Annotated in this window: 13 protein-coding genes; 3 read left to right on the top strand and 10 right to left on the bottom strand. The window is 56.9% G+C overall.

The window, feature by feature from the left end:
- Positions 1-43: 43 nt before the first annotated feature.
- The gene (locus IM290_RS02750; RefSeq protein WP_193041842.1) at positions 44-1,690 is read right to left on the bottom strand and encodes a dihydroxyacetone kinase subunit DhaK; all 1,647 of its coding nucleotides are present in this window, start codon (positions 1,688-1,690) and stop codon (positions 44-46) included.
- A gap of 137 nt (positions 1,691-1,827) precedes the next feature.
- Here IM290_RS02750 and IM290_RS02745 point away from each other — a divergent pair, with 137 nt between their 5' ends.
- Complete coding sequence (locus IM290_RS02745) at positions 1,828-3,330, top strand: helicase HerA-like C-terminal domain-containing protein (protein ID WP_193041841.1); 1,503 nt, start codon at positions 1,828-1,830, stop codon at positions 3,328-3,330.
- On the opposite strand, the gene IM290_RS02740 is transcribed toward IM290_RS02745, so the two are convergent.
- Positions 3,310-4,251 carry a TIGR01212 family radical SAM protein gene (locus IM290_RS02740; protein WP_123249619.1) on the bottom strand — a complete coding sequence of 314 codons (942 nt, stop codon included), beginning with the start codon at positions 4,249-4,251 and terminating at the stop codon, positions 3,310-3,312. The two genes, IM290_RS02745 and IM290_RS02740, sit on opposite strands and share 21 nt — an antisense overlap.
- A 687-nt stretch (positions 4,252-4,938) precedes the next feature.
- Here IM290_RS02740 and gltB point away from each other — a divergent pair.
- The gene (gltB, locus tag IM290_RS02735) at positions 4,939-9,399 is read left to right on the top strand and encodes a glutamate synthase large subunit (RefSeq protein WP_193041840.1); all 4,461 of its coding nucleotides are present in this window, start codon (positions 4,939-4,941) and stop codon (positions 9,397-9,399) included.
- 9 nt (positions 9,400-9,408) lie between these two features.
- Positions 9,409-10,827 (top strand): glutamate synthase subunit GltD, encoded by a 1,419-nt coding sequence (gltD, locus tag IM290_RS02730; RefSeq protein WP_017382721.1) that lies wholly within the window; start codon positions 9,409-9,411, stop codon positions 10,825-10,827.
- A 34-nt stretch (positions 10,828-10,861) separates the two neighbouring features.
- Here gltD and nanQ read toward each other — a convergent pair whose 3' ends face one another.
- From nanQ to rpsI, 8 genes are all read right to left on the bottom strand, one after another.
- Entirely contained in the window at positions 10,862-11,329 is a 468-nt protein-coding gene (gene nanQ / locus IM290_RS02725; protein WP_047054290.1) for an N-acetylneuraminate anomerase, read from the bottom strand.
- Positions 11,326-12,195, bottom strand: coding sequence for an N-acetylmannosamine kinase (locus IM290_RS02720; protein ID WP_032645685.1), 870 nt, complete (start codon positions 12,193-12,195; stop codon positions 11,326-11,328). The genes nanQ and IM290_RS02720 overlap by 4 nt, the downstream gene beginning before the upstream one ends.
- A 46-nt stretch (positions 12,196-12,241) precedes the next feature.
- Positions 12,242-13,732: an MFS transporter gene (locus IM290_RS02715; protein WP_022651922.1), complete on the bottom strand. Its 1,491-nt coding sequence runs from the start codon at positions 13,730-13,732 to the stop codon at positions 12,242-12,244.
- Between the two features lie 112 nt (positions 13,733-13,844).
- Positions 13,845-14,738: an N-acetylneuraminate lyase gene (gene nanA / locus IM290_RS02710; protein ID WP_193041839.1), complete on the bottom strand. Its 894-nt coding sequence runs from the start codon at positions 14,736-14,738 to the stop codon at positions 13,845-13,847.
- A 122-nt stretch (positions 14,739-14,860) separates the two neighbouring features.
- Positions 14,861-15,643 carry a transcriptional regulator NanR gene (nanR, locus tag IM290_RS02705; protein WP_193041838.1) on the bottom strand — a complete coding sequence of 261 codons (783 nt, stop codon included), beginning with the start codon at positions 15,641-15,643 and terminating at the stop codon, positions 14,861-14,863.
- A 112-nt stretch (positions 15,644-15,755) separates the two neighbouring features.
- On the bottom strand, positions 15,756-16,253 hold the full coding sequence (sspB, locus tag IM290_RS02700; protein WP_026080566.1) for a ClpXP protease specificity-enhancing factor: 498 nt from the start codon (positions 16,251-16,253) through the stop codon (positions 15,756-15,758).
- A 5-nt stretch (positions 16,254-16,258) separates the two neighbouring features.
- Positions 16,259-16,897 (bottom strand): stringent starvation protein SspA, encoded by a 639-nt coding sequence (gene sspA, locus IM290_RS02695; protein WP_003860438.1) that lies wholly within the window; start codon positions 16,895-16,897, stop codon positions 16,259-16,261.
- Positions 16,898-17,205: 308 nt separating this feature from the next.
- Positions 17,206-17,598 (bottom strand): 30S ribosomal protein S9, encoded by a 393-nt coding sequence (gene rpsI, locus IM290_RS02690; RefSeq protein WP_003860436.1) that lies wholly within the window; start codon positions 17,596-17,598, stop codon positions 17,206-17,208.
- Positions 17,599-17,610 lie beyond the last annotated feature (12 nt).

Here is a 17,610-nt window from a genome sequence, read left to right as displayed (position 1 = left end):
TCCCACAGGGAGAGGGCGCAAACACTAAAAACGGTAACGGTTGTTACCGTTTTGCATCTACCATGGTCTTAAACACTTCCGCCACCGCGACCGCCCCCGGATCCATCACCCCGTCCAGATTCTCTTTATTCACGTACGACGAGCGTCCCGCGCCGGCTTTCGCCATTTTCGCCGTTGCTTCAGCCCCTTGCTGCGCGGCCTGCGCTGCCGCCTGAATATTGCCTTTCTGTAACGCCTCCAGCGCCGGTTGCAGGGCATCGATCAGCGTACGATCGCCGAGATCTGCACCGCCATACTGCTTCATCTGCGCCAGTCCGCTCAGCAATGCTTCAGGTAGCGACTGTCCATCGTGAAGCTTTTGTCCTGCCGCCGTGAAGAAGATCGACATCAACACCCCACTCGATCCGCCCATCACCGTTGCCAGCCGCTCCCCCACCAGCAGGAGTAATGTCGGCACGTCGTTAAGGGGCAGGTTGTTCTCCTCAAGTCGCTGCGCAATATCCCGCGCCCCTTGCGCAAAGGTGGAGCCCGTATCGCCATCGCCTACTTTGGCATCCAGCGCGTTAAGGCGATTTTCCAGCTGGATCAATGTTTTCGTTACCGAGGCGACGGCCTCGCTCACCTGCGGATTGTCCGACGGGGTATATTCCACGCGATCATGAAGGGCGCTATGGGGGACGGTACGCAGGGGCGCGAACGCGACGGGCTTCTGCCAGCCCAGCGTCTCGACCTCGGCGTGAATCGCCTTCTCGAAGAAATCGTTGAGCTTTAACAGCGTTAGCGAAAAGCCTTTCATATCCAGCGCACTCATCAGCGGCGCCGGGCCAATCAGATACGCAATGTTCTCTTTCAACGCCGAATGCGCCAGCTCTTTGGTGAGCAGAGCCATCTCCAGCGCTGACACGCCGCCGAGGTTGTTGATCAGCACCGCAAAGCGCCCGTCACCCGCCTGGGCTTTTAGCGGCGTCACCAGCGTATCGATAATCGCTCTGCTGTTTTGCGTATCCACCACCGATGCCCCCGGCTCGCCGTGAATCCCCAGCCCCAGCTCCACGTGGCCTTGCCTGATGCGCCCTTCTTCATCATCGCTACCCGGCAGGTTACAGGTTTGCATCGCAACCCCCAGGCTCCAGAGGTTATCGCAGGCCTGTTGTGCAATATCCCGCACGTCGTTTAGCGATTTCCCCTGTTCTGCCGCATATCCCGCAATCTTATGCACCAGCGCCGTTCCCGCGATACCACGCGGCTGCTTGTTATCCGGTAGGGCGATATCATCCGCCACGATAACCATCTCGACCTTCAGGCCGTAGCGTTTGGCTTTTTCCGCCGCCAGGCCAAAGTTAAGCCGGTCACCGGTGTAGTTTTTCACAATCAGCAGGCAGCCACGATCGCCCGTCACCGCCACAATGGCATTGAGGACCGCATCCACGCTTGGGGAAGCGAACAGATCGCCACATACCGCTGCGGTAAGCATGCCTTTACCGACGAACCCGGCATGTGCCGGTTCATGGCCGGAGCCGCCACCGGAGATCACCGCCACGCGGCTTTTATCCCAGTCGCCGCGAGCCACCACGCGGATGGCCGGATCGATATCCAGTTTGACGAGATTACCGTGCGGCGCGGAGAGAAGTATGCCTTCAATGGCATCGTTGACAAGCTGTTTGCGGTCGTTAAAAAAGAATCTGGACATAGTTTCCCAAAATTTTGTTTACCGTATGCAAAAGCATAGTCCGCACTGGATAATGCGCCGCAAAGTGAGGAATTTACGCAGACATTTTGCCGTCAGGTTGCCTATACTCCACCCAGGACTACGAGAGGACATGCATCATGAGTACACCATTGTTAATCGCCAGGACGCTGGAAAAAGAGCTGTTTTTACTGCCCGCGATGGCGAACCGTCATGGCCTGATCACCGGCGCGACCGGGACGGGGAAAACCGTTACCCTGCAAAAGCTGGCTGAGTCGTTGTCAGAGACTGGCGTGCCGGTTTTTATGGCTGACGTGAAGGGCGATTTAACCGGGGTGGCTCAGGAAGGTGCAGCGTCAGAAAAACTGCTTGAGCGCCTGAAAAGTATCGGCATCACGGACTGGACGCCGCACGGTAATCCGGTGGTGGCCTGGGATATCTTCGGCGAAAAAGGGCATCCGGTGCGTGCCACCGTCTCCGACCTCGGCCCGCTGCTGCTGGCCCGTCTGCTTAACCTCAACGACGTGCAGTCCGGGGTACTGAACATTATCTTCCGTATCGCCGACGATCAGGGGCTACTGCTGCTCGACTTCAAAGATCTGCGCGCCATCACCCAGTACATTGGCGATAACGCCAAATCCTTCCAGAACCAGTACGGCAATATCAGCAGCGCCTCGGTGGGCGCCATTCAGCGCGGGCTCCTGACGCTGGAGCAACAGGGTGCCGAACACTTCTTCGGCGAGCCAATGCTGGATATCAAAGACTGGATGCGTACCGACAGCAGCGGCAAAGGCATCATCAACATTCTGAGCGCAGAGAAGCTCTACCAGATGCCGAAGCTTTACGCCGCCAGCCTGCTGTGGATGCTCTCTGAACTGTACGAACAACTGCCGGAAGCAGGCGATCTGGAAAAACCCAAACTGGTGTTCTTCTTTGACGAAGCGCATCTGTTGTTTAACGACGCGCCGCAGGTGCTGCTGGATAAAATTGAACAGGTTATCCGCCTGATCCGCTCCAAAGGCGTCGGGGTCTGGTTTGTGTCGCAAAACCCGTCGGATATTCCGGACAACGTACTGGGGCAGTTGGGTAACCGCGTGCAGCACGCCCTGCGCGCCTTTACCCCGAAAGATCAGAAAGCGGTGAAAGCCGCGGCGCAAACCATGCGCGCCAATCCGGCCTTTGATACCGAAACCGCCATTCAGGCGCTGGGTACCGGTGAAGCGCTGATTTCGTTCCTCGATGCAAAAGGCAGCCCGACAGTTGTCGAGCGTGCGATGGTGATTGCGCCCTGCTCGCGCATGGGGCCGGTAACGGACGATGAACGCAACGGCCTGATTAATCACTCCCCGGTGTACGGGAAGTATGAAGACGAGATGGATCGCGAATCCGCGTTCGAGATGCTGCAAAAAGGGGTGCAGGCGACTGCCGAATCGCAGGATGCCCCTGCCGCAAAAGGGCAATCTGTTGCCGTGGACGACGGCATTCTCGGCGGGCTGAAAGATATTCTGTTCGGTAGCACCGGGCCACGCGGCGGCAAACGCGATGGCGTGGTTCAGACCATGGCAAAAAGCGCGACGCGTCAGATTACCAACCAGATAGTACGCGGCATGCTGGGAAGTCTGCTAGGCGGCCGTCGCCGGTAGCGGGGGAACCCACGGGCGGCCAAGCGCCGACCCCTGTACGCCGTTCTCCTGTAGATAGCGGTCGATTTCCAGCATCCCCATCCAGCGGTTCTCACACCAGAGCGGTGCCAGAAGCGTTGGGCGGCGGGCGCTGGCCGAGATGCGGTGGTAAACAATCTCCGGAGGCGTGTGGCGAATCATCTCCCCCGCCGTCACCGTATAGTCGTCGAGTTCGATACCACTTAACCGCCCCGCTTCCCAGGCTTTCGCCATTATGCTGCCCTTCACGATATGCAGCGGATGCAGCTTAATGCCATCCACGCCGGTCTCGACGACTTTTTCCAGCGTTTCCAGCCCGTGCTGCTGCCCTTCTCCTGGCAAGCCGACAATCAGATGCGAGCAGACTTTTAATCCACGCTCACGGGCGAGACGCGTGGTGCGCTGGTAGCAGGCGAAATCATGCCCGCGATTGATACGGTGCAGGGTTTTGTCATGCGCGGTCTGCAAGCCCAGCTCCAGCCAGATCTCGTAGCCCTTCTCTTTGTACTCACTAAGTAAATCCAGCACGGCCTCCGGCACGCAGTCCGGACGCGTCCCCACGCACAGCCCGACAATGTTCGCTTGAGCAACCGCCTGCTGATACATCGAGCGCAGCACCTGCACCTCAGCCCACGTGCTGGTGTAGGCCTGGAAATAGGCCAGATACTGCTTCGCGCGATTCACCAGACTCGCCTGATGGGCGAGCTGTTCAGCGATAGATTTATGCTGCTGGGCCTCGTCAGCAAACGAGGCCACGTTACAGAAAGTGCAGCCACCACGCCCGATGGTGCCATCGCGGTTCGGGCAGCTAAAGCCGCCGTGCAGCGTCAGTTTGTGAACCTTTTGCCCATAGCGCTGCAAAAGATCCCCACCAAACATATTGACTAATTTCTGTAACTGCATAATCTGATAGGCCGTCCCGAAGAAAGGGGACAAGCCTGCCATTTTTAGCCTCTGTCGGCGATGACCTGGATCAATCGCCCTGGACGGCCTTTATCTGCTTGAATAAATAATCACGATTACCGAGATTTCATTCACCCTGTACGTAATTACTTTTCCTTATGTTCTGATGGTTTTTTTCATTTATAGCGCCAGGACTGAAAAACAGTGATTTTATGCGGGTTTGAATGCAACACCAGATTAATATTCTGCTATAAATCTGCATTTCAGCACGCTGCATCGATAATACCGCTTTCATATAGTGAGTCAGATCACACTCCCCTGCACCTCCCCGGTGCTTTAAGTGGTTGTAAAAATAGTTAAATACATATTAAAAACAAAAAGATAACTACGCTTTAGCACATTTTTGTATAAATAAGATTGCCATTTGACCTGTGTACCAATTCCCGATAAGTTGGAAATCCGCTGGAAGCTTTCTGGATGAGCGGCCTGCTCATCATATTTATGCAGTAATTGAGATTCCCTTTGAAGCAAGTCCTCAAACTTGTTTACCTGCGCGAAAGGATGAAAAAGAGGGCGAATGCGAGGTCCGCGTATGAAACGCTAACCCCGTCGCCATGCTCTTTCTGCGCCTGTGCGCCACGGTAAAGTTCAGTGGGAAGCCCGACGAGCCTGGGGAGGTTCACTGATATGTTGTACGATAAATCCCTTGAGAAGGATAACTGTGGTTTCGGCCTGATCGCCCACATAGAAGGCGAACCTAGCCACAAGGTAGTGCGTACTGCTATTCACGCACTGGCCCGTATGCAGCACCGTGGCGCCATCCTTGCCGATGGTAAAACCGGCGACGGTTGCGGCCTGCTGCTGCAAAAACCGGATCGTTTCTTCCGTATCGTAGCGGAAGAGCGCGGCTGGCGTTTAGCCAAAAACTACGCTGTCGGTATGCTGTTCCTGAATCAGGATCCTGAAAAAGCTGCCGCCTCACGCCGCATCGTTGAAGAAGAACTTCAGCGTGAAACCCTGTCGATCGTCGGCTGGCGCGATGTGCCAACCAACGAAGGGGTGCTCGGTGAAATCGCCCTCTCCTCGCTGCCTCGTATTGAACAGATTTTTGTCAACGCGCCTGCGGGCTGGCGTCCGCGTGATATGGAACGCCGTCTGTTTATCGCCCGCCGCCGCATTGAAAAACGTCTTCAGGATGATAAAGAGTTCTACGTCTGTAGCCTCTCTAACCTTGTGAACATCTATAAAGGTCTGTGTATGCCGGCTGACCTGCCGCGCTTCTACCTGGACCTGGCGGACCTGCGTCTGGAATCGGCCATTTGCCTGTTCCACCAGCGCTTCTCCACCAACACCGTTCCACGCTGGCCGCTGGCGCAGCCGTTCCGCTACCTGGCGCATAACGGCGAGATCAACACCATCACCGGCAACCGCCAGTGGGCCCGCGCCCGTACCTATAAATTCCAGACGCCGCTGATCCCGGACCTGCACGATGCCGCGCCGTTCGTGAACGAAACCGGCTCGGACTCCAGCTCCATGGATAACATGCTGGAACTGCTGCTGGCGGGCGGGATGGACATCGTGCGCGCCATGCGTCTGCTCGTGCCACCGGCCTGGCAGAACAACCCGGATATGGACCCTGAGCTGCGCGCGTTCTTCGACTTTAACTCCATGCACATGGAGCCGTGGGACGGCCCGGCGGGCATCGTTATGTCCGACGGTCGTTTTGCCGCCTGTAACCTGGACCGTAATGGTCTGCGTCCGGCGCGCTACGTTATTACCAAAGACAAGCTCATCACCTGTGCCTCTGAAGTCGGGATCTGGGATTACCAGCCAGACGAAGTGGTCGAGAAAGGCCGCGTCGGACCGGGCGAGCTGATGGTGATCGACACCCGCGGTGGGCGTATTCTACATTCCGCCGAAACCGACAACGATCTGAAGAGCCGCCATCCGTACAAAGAGTGGATGGAGAAAAACGTGCGTCGTCTGGTGCCGTTTGAAGATCTGTCGGACGAAGAAGTGGGCAGCCGCGAGCTGGACGATGACACCCTCGCGAGCTTCCAGAAGCAGTTTAACTACAGCGCGGAAGAGCTGGACTCGGTTATCCGCGTGCTCGGTGAAAACGGCCAGGAAGCGGTCGGCTCAATGGGTGACGATACCCCGTTTGCCGTGCTCTCCAGCCAGCCACGCATTATTTATGACTACTTCCGTCAGCAGTTTGCGCAGGTCACTAACCCGCCAATCGATCCGCTGCGCGAAGCCCACGTCATGTCGCTGGCCACCAGCATCGGCCGTGAGATGAACGTCTTCTGTGAAGCTGAAGGCCAGGCGCACCGTCTGACCTTTAAATCACCGATCCTGCTGTACTCCGATTTCAAACAGCTCACCACCATGATCGAGGAGCACTATCGCGCCGACACGCTCGATATCACCTTTGACGTGACCGAAACGAGCCTCGAAGAGACGGTGAACGCGCTGTGCGATAAAGCCGAGCAGATGGTGCGTAACGGCACCGTTCTGCTGGTGCTGTCTGACCGCAACATCGCGAAAAACCGTCTGCCGGTGCCTGCACCCATGGCGGTGGGGGCTATCCAGACGCGTCTGGTGGACAAGAGCCTGCGCTGCGACGCCAACATCATCGTTGAAACCGCGAGCGCGCGCGACCCGCACCACTTTGCGGTGCTGTTAGGCTTTGGCGCCACGGCAATCTACCCGTATCTGGCCTACGAAACGCTGGCCCGCCTGGTGGATACCCGCGCGATCGACAAAGACTACCGCGCCGTGATGCTGAACTACCGTAACGGCATCAACAAAGGTCTGTACAAGATCATGTCCAAAATGGGCATCTCGACCATCGCCTCTTACCGCTGCTCGAAGCTGTTTGAAGCGGTCGGTCTGCATGACGAGGTCGCGAATCTCTGCTTCCAGGGCGTGGTCAGCCGTATCGGCGGCGCCGGTTTTGCTGACTTCCAGCAGGATCTGGTGAACCTCTCGAAGCGCGCCTGGCTGGCACGTAAGCCGCTGGAACAGGGCGGTCTGCTGAAATATGTCCACGGGGGTGAGTATCACGCTTATAACCCGGACGTGGTGCGCACGCTGCAACAGGCGGTGCAGAGCGGCGAGTACAGCGATTATCAGCAGTATGCAGAGCTGGTGAACAACCGTCCGGCAGCGACGCTGCGCGATCTCATTGCCCTCAATCCAGGTGATGAAGCGGTCAGCATTGACGAGGTTGAACCCGCGTCTGAGCTGTTCAAACGTTTCGACACCGCGGCGATGTCTATCGGCGCGCTGAGCCCGGAAGCCCACGAAGCGCTGGCGGAAGCCATGAACAGCATCGGCGGCAACTCCAACTCCGGCGAAGGCGGTGAAGATCCGGCCCGCTATGGCACCAATAAAGTGTCCCGTATTAAGCAGGTGGCGTCCGGTCGCTTTGGCGTAACGCCTGCGTACCTGGTTAACGCCGACGTGATTCAGATTAAAGTCGCGCAGGGTGCGAAACCGGGTGAAGGCGGTCAGCTGCCGGGTGATAAAGTCACCCCATACATCGCTAAGCTTCGCTATTCAGTGCCGGGCGTGACGCTGATCTCCCCGCCGCCGCACCACGATATCTACTCTATCGAGGATCTGGCGCAGCTGATTTTCGACCTGAAACAGGTCAACCCGAAAGCGATGATCTCCGTGAAGCTGGTTTCCGAACCGGGCGTTGGCACCATTGCCACCGGCGTGGCGAAAGCCTATGCGGATCTGATCACCATCGCCGGTTACGACGGCGGCACCGGCGCAAGCCCGCTCTCCTCCGTGAAATACGCGGGTTGTCCGTGGGAGCTCGGCCTGGTGGAAACCCAGCAGGCGCTGGTCGCTAACGGCCTGCGTCACAAGATCCGTTTGCAGGTGGACGGCGGACTGAAAACCGGCCTCGACATCATCAAAGCGGCGATTCTGGGAGCGGAAAGCTTCGGCTTTGGTACCGGCCCGATGGTTGCGCTCGGCTGTAAATACCTGCGTATTTGCCACCTGAACAACTGTGCAACGGGCGTTGCTACCCAGGACGAAAAGCTGCGTAAGAATCACTACCACGGCCTGCCGTTCAAAGTGACCAACTACTTTGACTTCATCGCCCGTGAAACCCGCGAGCTGATGGCGCAGCTGGGCGTGAAGCGTCTGGTAGACCTGATTGGCCGTACCGACCTGCTGAAGGAGCTTGAGGGCTTCACGGCCAAGCAGCAGAAGCTGGAGCTGTCTAAGCTGCTGGAAACCGCTCAGCCGCATCCTGGCAAAGCGGTTTACTGTACCGAGAACAACCCGCCGTTCGACAACGGCGTTCTGAACGCACAGCTGCTGCAACAGGCGAAGCCGTATGTGGATGAGAAGCAGAGCAAAACGTTCTGGTTTGATATCCGCAACACCGACCGTTCCGTGGGTGCGTCCCTCTCCGGTTACATCGCGCAAACGCACGGTGACCAGGGTCTGGCGTCGGATCCGATTACCGCGCACTTCAGCGGTACCGCGGGTCAGAGCTTCGGCGTGTGGAACGCAGGCGGAGTTGAGTTATACCTGACCGGCGATGCCAACGACTATGTCGGAAAAGGCATGGCGGGCGGTCTGCTGGCGGTGCGTCCTCCGGTTGGTTCAGCCTTCCGCAGCCATGAAGCGAGCATCATCGGCAATACCTGTCTGTACGGCGCAACCGGCGGTCGTCTGTTTGCCGCGGGCCGTGCGGGCGAACGTTTTGCGGTGCGTAACTCCGGCGCCATCACCGTGGTGGAAGGCATCGGCGATAACGGCTGTGAATACATGACGGGCGGAATTGTGTGCGTCCTGGGTAAAACCGGCGTGAACTTTGGCGCGGGCATGACGGGCGGTTTTGCCTACGTCCTGGATGAAGACGGTGAGTTCCGCAAACGCGTGAACCCGGAGCTGGTGGAAGTGCTGGACGTTGATACGCTGGCCATCCACGAAGAACACCTGCGCGGTTTAATTACCGAACACGTGCAGCATACCGGTTCTTCGCGCGGCGAAGAGATCCTGGCCAACTGGCCGGCATTCTCTGCGAAATTCGCGCTGGTGAAGCCGAAGTCCAGCGATGTTAAAGCCCTGTTGGGTCACCGTAGTCGTAGCGCAGCAGAGCTGCGCGTGCAGGCGCAGTAAGGAATTCAGATGAGCCAGAACGTTTACCAGTTTATCGACCTTCAGCGTGTTGATCCGCCAAAGAAACCGCTGAAGATCCGTAAAATTGAATTTGTTGAAATCTATGAGCCGTTTTCAGAAGGCCAGGCCAAAGCACAGGCAGACCGCTGCCTGTCCTGCGGTAACCCTTACTGCGAATGGAAGTGTCCGGTCCATAACTACATCCCGAACTGGCTGAAGCTGGCCAACGAAGGGCGTATTTTTGAAGCCGCCGAGCTGTCTCATCAGACCAACACCCTGCCGGAAGTGTGCGGCCGCGTGTGCCCTCAGGATCGTCTGTGTGAAGGCTCCTGTACGCTGAACGACGAGTTTGGCGCGGTAACCATCGGCAACATCGAACGCTATATCAACGATAAAGCGTTCGAGATGGGCTGGCGCCCGGATATGACCGGTGTGCGTCAAACCGACAAGCGCGTAGCGATTATCGGCGCGGGCCCGGCAGGCCTGGCCTGTGCGGACGTGCTGACCCGTAACGGCGTGAAGGCGGTGGTCTTTGATCGCCACCCGGAGATTGGCGGCCTGCTGACCTTCGGTATCCCGGCCTTCAAGCTGGAGAAAGAGGTGATGACCCGCCGCCGCGAAATCTTCACCGGCATGGGCATTGAGTTCAAACTCAACACCGAAGTGGGCCGCGACGTGCAGCTCGACGACCTGCTGAAAGATTACGACGCCGTGTTCCTGGGCGTAGGCACTTATCAGTCCATGCGCGGTGGTCTGGAGAACGAAGATGCGCCAGGCGTGTACGACGCGCTGCCGTTTCTGATTGCGAATACCAAACAGCTAATGGGCTACGGCGAGACCGCCGATGAGCCGTTCGTCAGCATGGAAGGCAAACGCGTGGTGGTGCTGGGCGGCGGTGATACCGCGATGGACTGCGTGCGTACCTCCATTCGCCAGAATGCGGCGCATGTCATCTGTGCCTACCGTCGTGACGAAGAGAACATGCCGGGCTCTAAGCGCGAAGTGAAAAACGCACGTGAAGAGGGCGTCGAGTTCCAGTTCAACATCCAGCCTCTGGGTATTGAAGTGAATGCCAACGGTAAAGTGAGCGGAGTGAAGATGGCGCGCACGGAGATGGGTGCGCCAGATGCGAAAGGCCGTCGTCGCGCGGAGATCGTGGCCGGTTCTGAACACGTGATCCCGGCTGACGCCGTGGTGATGGCGTTTGGTTTTCGTCCTCACAGCATGGAGTGGCTGGCGAAGCACAGCGTAGAGCTGGACTCTCAGGGCCGCATCATTGCGCCAGAAGGCAGCGATAACGCGTTCCAGACCAGCAACCCGAAAATCTTCGCCGGTGGCGACATCGTTCGCGGCTCTGACCTGGTGGTCACGGCGATTGCTGAAGGCCGTAAAGCGGCTGACGGGATCATGAACTTCCTGGAAGTGTAAGAGACAAGCCGGATGGACATCCCATCCGGCTTTTTTATGCGGTTAACAGGCTGGCCCGGACTTTTACCACGGCTTTTTTAATTTCCCCCTCCGATTCAACAAGACATCCCGGCTTATGCGGCTCACCCGGCATAAAGACCACGAACATACCAGGCTTTAATACAATGGATTGTTCATCATTGATGTGGCGGCAAAGCTGATAATCTTCTGCGCTATGCATTTCTTCACACGCCCGCGCGGACCCCATAACCCCAAAAAAGATGCGTTCTTCTCCAGCGAGCAGAAGCTGAATATCAATATACTGTGCGTGCAGTTCCGCCTTTTTCTGCTTCGGCTCTTGCGTGGCAAACTGCATCACGTTCATAAAGATATCCGTGCCCTGGAGTTCATAATGACCAGGGCGTTTCTCTTCTGGCCGTGCCGCCACGGCCAGCGTGAGGGCATTGATCAGAACCCCGGTCAGGCCAGATGTCGCCAGCGACTGCAACTCTCCCAGCATCATAACGCGTCTCCATGTGCTAACAACGCCGCACCTAACAGCCCGGCATCGTGGCGATAGTGTGCAGGCCGAAGTGCGGCCTGATAGACGGCGGGCTCCCGCGACAGATACGCCTCCACGAGCCCCAGATACCCCTCTGCCAGCCCCACGCTGCCTCCAATAACTACAATCTGGCAATCAGTCACGGCTTTGACATCGGCAATAAGACGCGCCAGCGTCTGCGCTGAACGCGCAATCAGCGCCTGTGCCTGTGGATTACCTTGCGCTGCAAGGCTGAATATCGCTTTCGAATCCAGCCCGGACAATACGCCTTCTGCCTGAGCAGCGATGCCGCGCCCCGAGGCGATAGCCTCAACGCACCCTCTTCGCCCGCAGCCACAACGCGGACCGGCGGGATCGGCCAGCGTGTGACCCAGATGTCCAGCCAGACCGCCGCTGCCCGTTTGCAGTGTTCGATTGAGGACCACGCCACCACCGACACCGGTTGAGACGGTCAGAAAGACCATATCGTCATCATCCGGCAAGGCGCAGAACTCAGCCCAGGCGGCGGCCTGCGCGTCGTTGATCGCCATCACCGGCAGATCGGTTATTCCCGAGAGAAATTCCACCAGTGGAAATTCCGCCAGCCCGCCCAGATTAGACGGATTAATGGAGGTCAAAATACCGTTGTGAATGATCCCGGTTGATGCCACCGCGACCCGCGTTGCCTGCGCCGTAAAGGGTGCAATCAGCGTTTGTAGCGCAGCCTGCAACGCCTCCGGCGTCTGGCTGGCAGGCGTCTGACACTCGCGACGGGCAGTAATGGTCTGCCCCTCCACGCACGCAGCCGCGAGTTTGGTGCCGCCAATATCAATAGCCAGGGTTGTCATTTCACCGCCTCGCGCTGCTGTCTTCTGGTTTAGCAATGACATCAGCTTATCCTTTGTGTTTGATCAGACCGCTTTTACTGGCACCAAAAGGGAGTGCGCCACTCAGCGGTTTACCGTCAATAGCATCATGCGTACGCAGGGCTTCTGGCCTGATCCAGCGCTGAACGCGGGAGGGCATATCCAGACCAATAAGCAAGATCACCACAAACGTCAGGCCAAAGGAGAGCGACCCCAGGGCCGTGCCCAGCGCCATATCCTGCGACAGCAGCGCGCCAATCACCGGGGCAATCGCGCCACCCAACGCGCCAACGTTGTAGGTAAAGCCCAGACCCGCCGCACGCTGGTCGGTATCGAAATAGCCACCGATGAGTTTGGGTAAGATCCCGGAGATCCCCTGCCCCAGCATCTGCTGGAAAAAGAGTAACAAGCCCAACACCCAGACATTGGCGCCGCCGATCGCAAAGACGGGAACAATCAGGAGCTGTGAGGCCAACAGGCTACAGACATAGGCCTTGCGGGTGCCAAGCCAGTCACCGAGAAAACCGCCCACGCAGCAGCCTACTGCCGCGCCGAAGCCGCTAAAGAACAGCACCTTCGCCACCGTTGAGGGATCATAGGCCAGGTCGGTTTTCAGATAAGTGGGTAATAGCGCCTGAATCGGCCAGGAGTAGAGAAAGGCGAAGAGCACGACAACCATCAACGTGACGCCCGTCGGCCAGCGTTTACCGCTGCTTTGCACCATAAAGCTGATAAAGACGATGGCGCACAGCAGGCCGAGAATAACGACCAGCCCCGCGTTGTTGAGTTCGCCTGCAAAACAGAACCACAGCGCCGTACCGGCAAACAGCGTCATCGCCATATTGATGACGCGGTATTTGCCGCGATACAGAATATCAACCATGGTGCGCACCGGGGCTTTGCCTTCGTGCTTCGCTTTCCAGTCCTCAGCTTCCGGAATATTTTTCCGCAGCCACAGGGCAAAGACGATGGGCAGAATGCCGATAAAGAACAGCGCCCGCCAGCCCCAGACGGGCACGACAAGGCTGTAGACCTGGGCCGCAACCACGGCGCCGACGGAGAAACCGGAAATCAGAAAACCACTCGCCTTGTTGCGCAGGTGCTTTGGCCAGCTTTCAATCACATAGGTTGCGCTGGAGCCATATTCCCCCGCCATCCCCATGCCTATCACCATGCGGGCGATAAACAGGGTGACGTAACCCGGCGCAAAACCGCAGGCCAGCGTACCGCAGGAAAAGAGCACGATGCTGGTGATCATCGCCAGCTTGCGGCCATAGCGGTCGCCCATGGCGCCCAGCAGCAGGCCGCCGAACCAGCGCGATATAAAGGCCGCCGAAATCAGGCTCGCCGCTTCCACTGTCGTCAGGGCAAACTCGCTTTTTATTTCTGTCAGGACTAAGGCTATCAATACAAAATCGAAGCCATCAAGCAGATATCCCAGCCAGGCGGCGGAGAAGGCGCGCCACTGAGGACGGGTAAGATGGCGGTACCACGGGATGCTTTGGGTAGACTTACTCATTTCACTCTCCCGACGATTTCTCTGTCGTTTTGCCGGATGGCGGCTGCGCCTTATCCGGCCTACGTAGCATGTTTTTGTAGGCCGGATAAGGCGAAGCGCCCCCGGCTATGCGTTAGCGTTTTTCCGCCATTAGCTGCTCCGCCAGCGCTTTCAGCTCAGGCACGAATTTTTCATCCACAGGGGCAAACGGCTTACGGCACAGCGGCACGGATACCACGTCCATATAGTGCAGAACCGTTTTCAGACCACGGAACACCCCGGCTTTAATCAGCAGATCGATCACCTTGTTGCATTCGCTTTGCAGGCGCTGTGCGGTGGCGTTATCCCCTTCACGAACCGCTTTAGCGATCGCCTGGTAGCGCCAGCCCATAATGTTGTAGGTGCTGCCGATCCCCCCGTCCGCGCCGGCCAGCAGGCCGGAGGCGAAGATCTCGTCATAACCGTTGTAGAGCACCAGATCCGGATGTTCGCGACGGATCTGCTCCATCTGGAAGAGATCGCCGGAGGTTTGCTTCAGCGCGCCGACGCCAGGCAGCGTCACCAGCGTGTTGATCTGATCCAGCGTTAACTTAACGCCGCTTAGCGCAGGGATGTTATAAACCACCATCGGCAAACCCTCCGCGGAGTCAATAATTGCACGATAGTGGTCACAATGTTCTTCAAAGCTAAAGGGATAGTAAAACGGTGTGACGGCGGATACAGCGTCAAAACCGACGCGGGCGGCGGCCATGGCTAACTGCTGGCTTTCCGCCGTGCTGACACAGCCAACATGGGCGATGAGCGTGATTTTCCCTTTCGCCTCTTCCGCCACAATCTCCATCACCTGCTCTCGTTCCGAAAGGCTCTGTACAAAGGCCTCTCCCGTTGAACCGCCGACGTACAGCCCATCGATACCTTGTTCAATATTGAACTGCACCAGACGGCGCAGGCTTTCTTTATCCAGCATCTGCTCAGAGTTAAACGGGGTCAGGAGTGCGGCCATTACGCCGCGTAATTGCGTTGCCATAGTTACCTCAATCGATCGTGTGTTTGTTATAACGACATACCTTTATACCTGTTATACCAGATCAATTAAGCAGCAGTGGAATACAGAACGCTTATATTGCGATCTGCTTCACTAAAGGATCGTTATTTTTTGGCTTTTGAATGCTGGCCGAAAGCGTGCCAGGTGGCGGAGACGCTGTTAAGGTGAGTTTGCAACGCCCGATCCGCTTCATCGGGATCGCGGCGGCGGATCGCATCCACAATTGCGATATGCTGGCGATAGCTGACTTCATTATGCTGATAAAGCTCTGCGTCCGGCACTTTAGGACGCGCCGCAATTAACCAGTCAAGCAGCGCAACGTGGATCGCATTGAAGATCGGATTGCCGGGGATCTCCGCCAGCACCCGGTGAAAATCGACATCGGAACGAATAAATAGCGTGTTGTCATCCAGGGACTGGCTGTTGATCTCCAGGACTTTTGTGAGCTGCGCAATCTGATCGTCAGTGGCATATTCTGCGGCATAACGAACGAGGCTGGATTCAAAGAACAGGCGAAGCTGCTCGAAATGGGCAATACCGCCGGGCTGGGTCAGAAAGTCTTTCGCCATTCCCGACAATTCACTGATGATGGTATCGGCAGACGGCATGGTTACGCGGGCACGTTCACCGTTGTTAATCTGCACCAGCCCTTTACGCTTTAGCGCCGCCAGCGCTTCGCGCACCGAGGGGCGACCCACGTTGAAGAACTCCATCAGTTCGCGCTCGGAGGGTAACTGCTCTCCCTGGGCAAATTCCTTCCGACGGATCATCTGCTCGAGCTCTTCTTCCACCATATCAGACAGTTTTTTGCGCGCCAGCGGCCGACGGCGCAGGCTGCGGCCAATGGTTTCATCAGAGTTTTCAGCTTTAAGATCAGTCGGTTTCATTGCAGTCCGGTGCCATTGAAGGAAAACAGTTCATCATAACACAGGAAATTAGAGGGGGCGAAAAGGGACGGAAAGGGACGGAAAGCAAAACAGGCCCGTCGGGCCTGTTTGTTTATTTCACAACGCGCAGTGCGGGACGACCACCGCGTGGTGGTGGCTCGTCATCCGGATCGGTGTCGTCATTATGATCGGGTTTATCGCCATCGATGACAGACATTACCGTGTCGCTTTCGCGTTCATCGGATGCCTCATCATCATTCAGGCTGGCAACCTCTTCATCATAAGCCGCTTCCGGCTCAAACATGGTGCCCGCACCGTTTTCACGGGCGTAGATAGCCAGCACAGCTGCCAGCGGCACGGAAACCTGACGCGGCACGCCGCCGAAGCGCGCATTAAAGCGCACTTCGTCGTTCGCCAGCTCCAGGTTACCCACTGCGCGTGGCGCAATATTCAGTACAATCTGTCCGTCGCGCGCGTATTCCATTGGAACCAGCACGCCCGGCAACGTCACATCCACAACCAGGTGCGGCGTGAGCTGGTTATCCAGCAGCCATTCATAGAAGGCGCGCAGCAGATACGGACGGCGTGGTGAAAGTTGTGACATTTCCACAGTCATTAGCCTCGGCCGAGACGCATTTCACGTTCCGGTTCAGTTAAAGATGCCAGGAAAGAGTCGCGTTCAAAGACGCGAGTCATATAGCCTTTCAGCTCTTTCGCGCCAGGGCCGCTGAACTCTACGCCCAGGGTTGGCAGACGCCACAGCAACGGAGCCAGGTAGCAATCCACCAGGCTGAACTCATCGCTCAGGAAGAAAGGCTTCTGACCAAAGACTGGCGCGATTGCCAGCAGCTCTTCACGCAGCTGTTTACGTGCAGCATCCGCTTCAGAAGAGGAACCGTTGACGATAACATTCATCAGCGAGTACCAGTCTTTCTCGATACGCTGCATGTACAGGCGGCTTTCACCACGCGCAACAGGATAAACAGGCATCAGCGGCGGATGCGGGAAACGCTCATCCAGGTATTCCATAATGATACGGGATTCCCACAGGGTCAGCTCGCGATCCACCAGCGTCGGTACGCTTTGGCTCGGGTTGAGATCGATCAGATCCTGAGGCGGGTTATCCTTTTCCACATGCTCGATCTCAAAACTGACACCCTTCTCGGCCAGCACGATACGAACCTGATGGCTATAAATGTCAGTAGGACCAGAAAACAGCGTCATTACCGAACGTTTGTTGGCAGCGACAGCCATGAAAACCTCCAGGTATATTCAGAATTTTTACTGCTACCAGCCCAACGGGGCCAGCCAGATGATGTATCGCCCATCCCAGAGAAGACACATTGTTCAAGAATCGAACAAAAATCGAGTATTCACCGATATTTGGGCAGAAAATTGGATGATAGTTTACCAGATTTTGATGGCTTTGTGGTGAGGGGATTCCGGAAATGTGGAAAAAGAGAAGATATATGAAATGTTACTGTGGATAACCTGCGCATTATCCATAAAAAAACCCGCCGAAGCGGGTTTTTTCGCCAATCGTTCTGCGTAAGCAGAATGGATTAACGTTTGGAGAACTGTGGACGACGACGTGCTTTACGCAGACCCACTTTCTTACGTTCAACCTGACGAGCGTCACGAGTAACGAAGCCAGCTTTACGCAGTTCAGAACGCAGGGATTCGTCGTACTCCATCAGCGCGCGGGTGATACCGTGACGGATCGCACCTGCCTGACCGGAGATACCACCACCTTTAACGGTGATGTACAGATCCAGTTTTTCTACCATATCAACCAGTTCCAGCGGCTGGCGAACTACCATGCGGGCAGTTTCGCGACCGAAGTATTGTTCCAGAGAACGCTGGTTGATTACGATTTTACCACTGCCCGGTTTGATGAAAACGCGAGCTGCGGAACTTTTGCGGCGACCAGTGCCGTAGTATTGATTTTCAGCCATTGCCTATAATCC

This window comes from Enterobacter cloacae complex sp. S1 (assembly GCF_014930525.1).
GTDB lineage: Bacteria > Pseudomonadota > Gammaproteobacteria > Enterobacterales > Enterobacteriaceae > Enterobacter > Enterobacter hormaechei_C.
Note: the sequence above shows the minus strand (reverse complement) of the source record. Positions and strands in the feature narration are given on the sequence as shown.